This window comes from Streptomyces sp. MBT65, assembly GCF_016612545.1.
In the GTDB taxonomy this organism is placed as follows: domain Bacteria; phylum Actinomycetota; class Actinomycetes; order Streptomycetales; family Streptomycetaceae; genus Streptomyces.
The window spans coordinates 1-7,308 of the sequence record NZ_JAENRY010000379.1; the positions used below are offsets into that span (position 1 = coordinate 1).

Below are 7,308 nucleotides of genomic sequence, written 5' to 3' on the forward strand. Positions count from 1 at the left end.
GTGGAGCGGGCCAGGTCGGCGGCGAGCACCTCGCCGTAGACGCTCCACAGGTGGGTGGTGGCCGGGGGTGTCCAGACGGGCTGGGTGGGGATCCTGTTGACGAGTTCGCAGAACTCGGCCCAGACCGTGGCCCGGGCCGAGTCCAGGGCGCCGCCGAAGCGGAACATGCTGTCCTGGTAGACGACCGGCGTCGCCGGTACGCCGACCAGGTGGGTGGGGTCGGTGAGCAGGTCGCCGAAGTACGCGCCCAGGCCGAACATGGCCGCCGCGTCCACCGGGGACGCGGCCCACACCGCTGCGGTCTCGTTCATAACCGGCCGCCGCCCTAGACGAGTTGGTCGGGGTCGAGGCCGTCGAGCAGGTTGGGTGTCTTGTCGAGGAGGTGGTTGACGAAGCCGATGATCTGCATGCCGGGGACGGTGATGGTCGCGCCGTCGTTCTCCGAGTGGAAGTGCTGGTCCGACTCGGAGTGGCTGTAGCTGCCCTTCACGGTGAACGGGCCCCAGCCGACACTGGCGTTGACCGACACGGAGCTCTGGTGGGTCTGCAACGCCTGGGCCAACGAAGCCGAGTGGATCGTGAGGTTCCTGATGAACAGGGCCTGGAGCGGATAGCCGATGAAGCGGCCCTGGGGCGGGTTGCCGCCGTCGGACGGCATCTGGTCGTAGTTCCAGCCCTGCCCCTTGCGCAGGTCCCAGCCGCGGTTCTCCAGGAACTCCGGATAGAACCACGGCCGTACGACCTGCACCTGCGCCATCTCGAAGGACATCGAGAAGTCGTCGACCTGATAATTCTCGCTGTAGTCCTGGGAGTTGGAGGTGACACCCGAACTCGCGCTCCACAGACCGAAGTTCAGACCGCCGCCGGCCGACCAGGACGTCGTCTCGTAGTGGCTGTGGGAGTCCACCATCTGGTGGTACATCGAGTACGCGGTCCAGCCGTTCGAGTTCGCGAAGTCACCGGGGACGACCGTCGTGTAGTAGAACGACTGGCCGGGGCCCAGCGCGTTGGTGTTCGCCTCCTCGTAGAAGCGCTCCAGGTTGCGCTTCCACAGGAGCATCGACTTCTCGGTGGTCTGGTCGATGTAGGCGTTGATCTCCTCGACCTCGTTGCGGTACCCGCTCGACGTCCAGTCGTCCATCGCGGCGGCCACCTGCATCGAGTACAGCTGCGCGTTGGCCACCCAGTCCGCGACCGCCTGCTTCCCGGACTCGCCCACGGCGGCCTGCGCGGCGATGCGCTTGTTGTTGTACGACAGCGCGGCGGTGACGTACGCCTGCATGCACGCCTTGTAGGCCTTGAGCATGGGGCTGTCCTCGGTGACCTGCTTCTCCTGCTCGGTGACGATGTCCTTCACCGTGCGCGTCACCCTCAACAGGCCCCGGAACCGGTCCAGTTTGGCCTTCTGGTCGTCGGTGAGCCGGTCGTCGACGACCTTGGAGAACTTGAGGATCTGGCCGTAGATCTCGCTCAGCCGGGCCCCGCTCGCGTTGCGCCACACCCCGTCCTGGCGGTCCGTCGAGTACGCCGAGGTCACGTCCGGGATGAAGTCGATGAGCGAGGAGAAGTTGTACGCCTGCTGGAGCAGGAGCTTGTCCTCCGCCGCCGTGGCGCCGGTGCCGATGCCCTGCGCGGCGAACGCGAAGTCCGCCTCCTGGTACGGCAGTCCGGGCATGCACCAGGTGATGAAGCTGGACTTGGCCGGCGGGACGCTGCCGTCGCCGCCGGTGAGCACGTTGTACATCTGGTCGCGGAACGTCCGCCCCAGATCCCCCAGTTGGTATCCCATGACCCCGTCCTGCCCGGGTCATATGACACGCATACGACGACTTGCTCCCCTTCACCCGGATAAGTGAATCAGCGGGGATCTCACGCGGCGGCCTCGATGTTCCGCATCACGGACGCGAGGGAGTCGTAGTAGTTCGTGGCGGTCGCGTAGCCCGCGTCCGCGACGGCCCGGGCGAACGCGTACGGGTCGTCGGTGTGCTCGAACGCGGGGGCGTAACGGGCGTTGTTCCGCAGGTGGTTGCCGTGGGCCGTGAAGGACTCCTCGGGACTCGCGTAGACACGGAACCAGTCGCGGACGACGTACAGGTACTTCCCGTCGGGACGCTGTGTCACCGAGACGACCTCGGGGAACTGCACGTCCGGTCGGTCCAACACCTCCTGGGTCCTGAGCAGTTGGCGGGTCTCCGCCGGGTCGGTCGCCTTCGCCTTGATACCGAAGAAGTTGTTGCCGGGGGCGGCCGAGCCCCAGCCGGATTCCAGCGCCACCTGGCCGAGCGTGACCAGCGCGGGCACACCGGTCGCCGTCTCACTGGCGGTGGCGAACTCGCCGTAGGACTGCCGGAATTGGGTCGCCCTGCTCGAACTCGGCGGTGTGCTCGGTGGTGTGGTGGCCGCGTTCGACCAGATCGCGTCGTAGGGGCCGGTGAGGCCTGGCCACTGGTCGGCGACGGTGAGCGGGTAGCCGTCCTGCTGTTTCTTGGTGTGCCAGTCGACGGCCACGTACTCGGTGCCCTTGAAGAAGTACGCCCGTCCGTTGCCGGGGTTGAGCGCGCCGTCGATGCCCTCGCCGATCCAGTCGGCGGCGACGCCCGTCCAGCCGTCCGCGATGAGCTTGGGGTAGCCGGGGTCCTGGCGGTCGGCGGCGATGTCGTAGCGGACGTAGCGCGGGCCGCTGAAGAAGTAGAGCTTGCCGTCGGACCAGTTCATGACCGCGTCGACGGTGTCGAAGGAGAGGCCGGACCAGTTGTCGCGGGTCGTGAGCGGGTAGCCGTCGTCGACGGTCTGGGTGGCGAACGGGATACGGACGTACTCCGCGCCCCGGAACACGTACAGGTGGGCCTGGCCCAGATCGACCGCCGCGTCGACGCCCTCCTCCCAGCCGGGCGGCAACCCGGCCCAGGCCGTGCCGAGTTGCCAGTCCTGCGCCGGGTCGGCCGCGTCCGCGTCGAGGTCGTACGTGGACACGGTGGCCCCGACGGTGAAGTACGCCTTGTCCACACTCATGCCGGGATGCATGCTCCGCCGGGGCGGTTCCCATGACGCGGTACGGGTTCCCGTTTGAGTGAATCAGGGCGGGAACCACGTGGCGTCACCGAGGTCACGGGCCGATTTCGGTGATCGTTTGTCGCGTTGAACCGACCGATGCGTCTGTTTTTCGGCGCGTCTTCCAGAGATCGATTGGGAGCAGTCATGCGTATGCGTTCCGCCCTGACCACGTCCGTCCTCGCCGTCGGCATCCTGCTCGGCGGCGCCGGTGCCGCCCTCGCCCACGGTGACGACAACGGGGTCGTCCAGGGCACCGGCTCTCAGGGCTCCGGGCACACCGACAGCACCATGTTCGCCGGTGTCATCGACCACGTCGGTCCCGTCTACTACTCGAACAGCAAGACCGACCACGAGTGGGACCGCGGCACGTTCCAGGGCATCTTCGGTTACTGATCCGTCCGCCCGGCGGCATGCCGGGTAGCGCACCGCGACGTCCGTGACGGTGCGGGGGCGGCCGACCTTCGTCGGCCGCCCCTTTTGCGTTCCCGGTCGGCGGCCGCGGTCACCCGTTCACACGCGCGGCCCGCACTCTTCGGGTTCTTCTCCGGGAGCGGTCCGCCGTACCCCCATGACCTGCTGAAACGGTGGCGGAACGGGGCGCCGGAGAGCTTCCCTGACACCCATTCACCACACTTCTGACGCTCGCTCAGGAAGCGGGCTCGGCCCGGTGCCACTTACCTCGGAAGGGCAGCCAACCACAGCTCGGAGGAGCACCGATGCGTCGTACCGCCCGTCTGCTGACCGGCACCGCGCTCGCCGTCGCCGCCGCGGGTCTCGCGACCGCGCCGGCGTACGGCGGCGAGAGCGGCGGTCTGGAGGTGTTCCCGTCGAGTGCCGTGCCGGGCGGCGACGTCACGGTGAACACGGCGGCCTGCGGCGACGACGGTACGGCCGCCGGTGATGCCGGCGCGGTGGGCGCCGGCACGTTCACGCTGGCGCCGAGTACGCACGAGGGCGATGCGATCGGACAGTTCAGGGTGCCGCCGAGCGCGCAGCCGGGGACGTACGAGATCGTCGCGAAGTGCACGGACGGCCGGCAGGTCAGCGGCGATCTGATGGTGACGCTGGCCTCGATGCGGCAGCAGGTGCAGCCGCGCGGAAGTGTGAAGACGGGGGTCGGTGGCGCCCTGGGCCCCGACCCCGTGCAGACCGCGGCCGGTGTGGCGGCTCTCGCCGTCGCCGCCGCGGGCGGTACCTGGCTCCTGCATCGCCGGGCGAGAGGCGACAGGATCTGACGGACACCCTCCGCTGTCCGTCCGCCGGTACCGCACGTCCCCTCCCCCTCCGGGTCCGACGCCCCTCGTGGCCCGGAGGGGGCGCGGGGCCAGCTACTGGAGAGGGGTGCGTTATGCGTCTCGGCAACACCGCGATAGGGGTCGTCACCGTGGTCGCCCTGTGCACGGGCGCGTGGCTGCTGACCGACGGCGGCGGAACGGACGCGCCGCCGCAGCCGTCCCCCGCCGAGGCCCGGCCCGACCCGGTCGCCGGGCGCGTCGCGGCCCGCGCGCTGCCGCCGTCGCCGCCGGACCGCATCCGTGTCCCGGCCATCCATGTGGACGCCCCGCTGATGGGCCTCGAACTGACCGCCACCGGAAGCCTGGACGTGCCCCCGGCCGCGAAGAAGAACCTCGCCGGCTGGTACGAGTCCGGCACCACCCCCGGTGAGACCGGCACGGCGATCGTCGCGGGCCACGTCGACAACGCCGACGGACCCGCCGTCTTCTACGACCTCGGCGCCCTGAAGAAGGGCAACACCATCGAACTGGACCGGTTGGACGGCACCGTCGCCCTGTTCACGGTGGACGCGGTCGAGGTGTACCAGGCCTCGCACTTCCCCGATCAGAAGGTCTACGGGGCGGCACGGCGGCCGGAGTTGCGGGTGATCACGTGCGGGGGCGGGTACTCGCGGTCGACGGGGTATCAGGGGAATGTCGTCGTCTTCGCGCACCTGAGTGGGAGTCGGTAGCCGGTTGTCGGTAGGTCCGGCGGGGTTCAGCTGAAGAGGAGATCGACGTCCTTGCCGACGCAGAACCGCAGGACGACCGCCAGGTTTCTGGCGTCGGTGAGGTGCCGTCGGTGGAGGGGATCTGCGCCTCGCTCCTGACACTGGTCGGTGATCTCCTGAAGACGGGGCAGGATCGCGGCGCACTGGAGCGGTGAGAGATCGGGTCCGCCGCCATCGGGGTGATCGAGAAACGGTGCGAGCGGGGTGCGGACATCGTCCCAGGGGCGCTGCCCGCCGAAGCCCTGCATCTCGTCGAGACCGAACCCCTCGGCCTGCGCCAACCAGCGCCGGAACACGGCGAATTCCTTGCAGGACCAGGACACGTCCGGGCTGCTGGTGTCGTCGTCTCCTGGGAACAGAACGAGTCCCACGGCATCCCCCTCGTCGACCGAGCACCCAGAATCCGCCGCGGAGCAGCGAGCGGCAACCGAATTGGTCGACGCGTTCCGAACCTCAGCGGCCGTTCTCCAGGTACCGAAGTACCGCCAGCACACGGCGGTTTCCCGTCTCCGACGGTGGCAGGTCCAGCTTGGTGAAGATGTTGGCGACGTGTTTCTCGACCGCGCGCTCGGAGACCGTGAACGTGGTGGCGATCGCGTGGTTGGTGTGGCCCTCCGCCATCAGGGCGAGGACCTCGCGTTCGCGGGGCGTGAGGGTGTCGAGGGCGGTGGATCGGCGGGCGGCGCCGAAGAGTTGGGCGACCACCTCGGGGTCGAGTGCGGTGCCGCCGGCCGCGACGCGTTCGAGTGCGCCGACGAACTCGCCGATGTCCACGACCCGTTCCTTGAGGAGATACCCGAACCCGGCCGGGTTGCCGAGGAGTTGGGACGCGTGGGTCGTCTCGACGTACTGCGAGAAGAGCAGCACACCGGTCGCGGGGTGCCGTTCCCGCAGTCGTACGGCCGCTCGTACGCCCTCGTCGGTCTGGGTGGGCGGGAGGCGGATGTCGACGACGGCGACGTCCGGGGCGTGGGTGGCGACCACGGCCAGGAGGGACTCCGCGTCGCCCACCGCCGCGGCCACTTCCACGTCCCGTAGCTGGAGCAGTTGGACCAGGCCGTCGCGCAGGAGGGCCGAGTCCTCGGCGATGACGACGCGCATGCCGCTCCGATCGGGTCCGTTCACGTGTGGGGCAGTTCGACCGTGACCACCGTAGGGCCTCCGCGTGGGCTGTCGCAGGTCAGTGTGCCGTCGACCGTACGGACCCGGGCGAGGAGGCCGGTGAGTCCGGAGCCCGCGCCGATCGTCGCGCCGCCCTGTCCGTCGTCGGTGACACGCAGGCGCAGGAGTCCGTCGCGGGCGGTGACGTCGACGGTGGCCGTCGTCGCGCGCGCGTGTTTCGTGGCGTTGGCGAGGAGTTCGGCGGCGCAGAAGTAGGCGATGGTCTCGACGGCCGGGGTGGGGCGGGTGCCGATGTCGGTGGTGAGGGTGACGGGGAGCGCGCTGTCGGCGGCGAGGGTGGTGAGCGCGGCGTGCAGACCCTCGTCGAGTACGGGGGGATGGATGCCCTTGACGAGGGCGCGCAGGTCGGTGATGGCCTGGGTGGCGTTGCCCCGGGCGGTGTCGACGACGGTGAGGACGCGGTCGGGTTCGGCGCCGGCGCTGACCAGTTCGCGGATCGCGGTGAGGTGCATGGCCAGGGCCACCAGGCGGGCCTGGGTGCCGTCGTGCAGATCGCGTTCGATACGACGGAGGGTGGCGGCGGCGTCGTCGACGGCTCGGGCGCGGGTCTCCTCCAGAGTGCGGATACGGCGGGTCGCGGCGTCGGGGCCGAGCAGCACGGTCAACAGGGCGCGGTGGGGGCCGAGGGCGTAACGGAGGAGAAGGGGTGCGACGGCCAGCAACAGCAAACCGGCTGTGAACGGAATCAACCAGCGTGGCCAGGAGTCGAGCTGGTGACCGAAGAACTCCAGTGACACGTGGTGACTCGTGGACACGGGGTGCGTGGAGCGCGTGGAGCTGCCGGTGTTGCCGGTGCTGCCGGTACCACCAGTGCTGCTGTGAACCGTGTTGTAGTTCCAGCGCTTGAGCAGCGGGTGCAGTGTGAACAGGGCGCCGTAGACATATCCGATGAGGACGGCGGCGTACGCGAAAACGGCTGTGAACGGTGTCAACAGCGCGCAGCCGACGGCCCGCCATCCGGCCCGGTCGAGCAGGACGCCCCGCCGCCACCCGAGCACCCCACTGCCGGCGCCCTGTTCACACTGCACCCGCTGCTCAAGCGCTGGAACTACAACACGGTTCACAGC

9 protein-coding genes are annotated in these 7,308 nt (G+C 69.3%); 3 read left to right on the forward strand and 6 right to left on the reverse strand.

Going from position 1 to position 7,308, the window contains the following annotated elements; translation table 11 throughout:
- From JHN63_RS45300 to JHN63_RS45310, 3 genes are all read right to left on the reverse strand, one after another.
- Positions 1-311, reverse strand: a 311-nt coding sequence (locus tag JHN63_RS45300; RefSeq protein ID WP_200690975.1) for a hypothetical protein, incomplete at its 3' end; no start/stop codon positions are given.
- Positions 312-325: 14 nt separating this feature from the next.
- Positions 326-1,789, reverse strand: a complete 1,464-nt coding sequence (locus tag JHN63_RS45305) for a hypothetical protein (RefSeq protein WP_200690976.1) — start codon at positions 1,787-1,789, stop codon at positions 326-328.
- An 80-nt stretch (positions 1,790-1,869) separates the two neighbouring features.
- A complete protein-coding gene (locus tag JHN63_RS45310) occupies positions 1,870-3,012 on the reverse strand; it encodes a hemopexin repeat-containing protein (RefSeq protein ID WP_200690977.1) in 1,143 nt (380 codons plus the stop codon).
- A gap of 186 nt (positions 3,013-3,198) precedes the next feature.
- On the opposite strand from JHN63_RS45310, the gene JHN63_RS45315 reads away from it, so the two are divergent.
- The 3 genes from JHN63_RS45315 (at position 3,199) to JHN63_RS45325 (ending at position 5,020) form a co-directional block, all read left to right on the forward strand.
- Positions 3,199-3,447: a hypothetical protein gene (locus JHN63_RS45315; protein WP_200690978.1), complete on the forward strand. Its 249-nt coding sequence runs from the start codon at positions 3,199-3,201 to the stop codon at positions 3,445-3,447.
- A gap of 323 nt (positions 3,448-3,770) precedes the next feature.
- On the forward strand, positions 3,771-4,289 hold the full coding sequence (locus tag JHN63_RS45320) for a hypothetical protein (protein WP_200690979.1): 519 nt from the start codon (positions 3,771-3,773) through the stop codon (positions 4,287-4,289).
- A 113-nt stretch (positions 4,290-4,402) separates the two neighbouring features.
- Positions 4,403-5,020, forward strand: a complete 618-nt coding sequence (locus tag JHN63_RS45325; RefSeq protein WP_200690980.1) for a class F sortase — start codon at positions 4,403-4,405, stop codon at positions 5,018-5,020.
- Positions 5,021-5,046: 26 nt separating this feature from the next.
- Here JHN63_RS45325 and JHN63_RS45330 read toward each other — a convergent pair whose 3' ends face one another.
- The 3 genes from JHN63_RS45330 to JHN63_RS45340 form a co-directional block, all read right to left on the reverse strand.
- On the reverse strand, positions 5,047-5,430 hold the full coding sequence (locus JHN63_RS45330; RefSeq protein ID WP_200690981.1) for a hypothetical protein: 384 nt from the start codon (positions 5,428-5,430) through the stop codon (positions 5,047-5,049).
- An 82-nt stretch (positions 5,431-5,512) separates the two neighbouring features.
- Positions 5,513-6,160: a LuxR C-terminal-related transcriptional regulator gene (locus tag JHN63_RS45335; RefSeq protein ID WP_200690982.1), complete on the reverse strand. Its 648-nt coding sequence runs from the start codon at positions 6,158-6,160 to the stop codon at positions 5,513-5,515.
- Positions 6,161-6,180: 20 nt separating this feature from the next.
- Positions 6,181-7,308: sensor histidine kinase (locus tag JHN63_RS45340; RefSeq protein WP_200690983.1), on the reverse strand; the 1,128-nt coding region annotated here is incomplete at its 5' end.

What these genes read in the sequence shown, in the direction of transcription:
- JHN63_RS45305 (WP_200690976.1), bottom strand. Translation starts at nt 1,789, where the DNA reads ATGGGATACCAACTGGGGGATCTGGGGCGGACGTTCCGCGACCAGATG.
- JHN63_RS45310 (WP_200690977.1), bottom strand. Translation starts at nt 3,012, where the DNA reads ATGAGTGTGGACAAGGCGTACTTCACCGTCGGGGCCACCGTGTCCACG.
- JHN63_RS45315 (WP_200690978.1), top strand. Translation starts at nt 3,199, where the DNA reads ATGCGTATGCGTTCCGCCCTGACCACGTCCGTCCTCGCCGTCGGCATC.
- JHN63_RS45320 (WP_200690979.1), top strand. Translation starts at nt 3,771, where the DNA reads ATGCGTCGTACCGCCCGTCTGCTGACCGGCACCGCGCTCGCCGTCGCC.
- JHN63_RS45325 (WP_200690980.1), top strand. Translation starts at nt 4,403, where the DNA reads ATGCGTCTCGGCAACACCGCGATAGGGGTCGTCACCGTGGTCGCCCTG.
- JHN63_RS45335 (WP_200690982.1), bottom strand. Translation starts at nt 6,160, where the DNA reads ATGCGCGTCGTCATCGCCGAGGACTCGGCCCTCCTGCGCGACGGCCTG.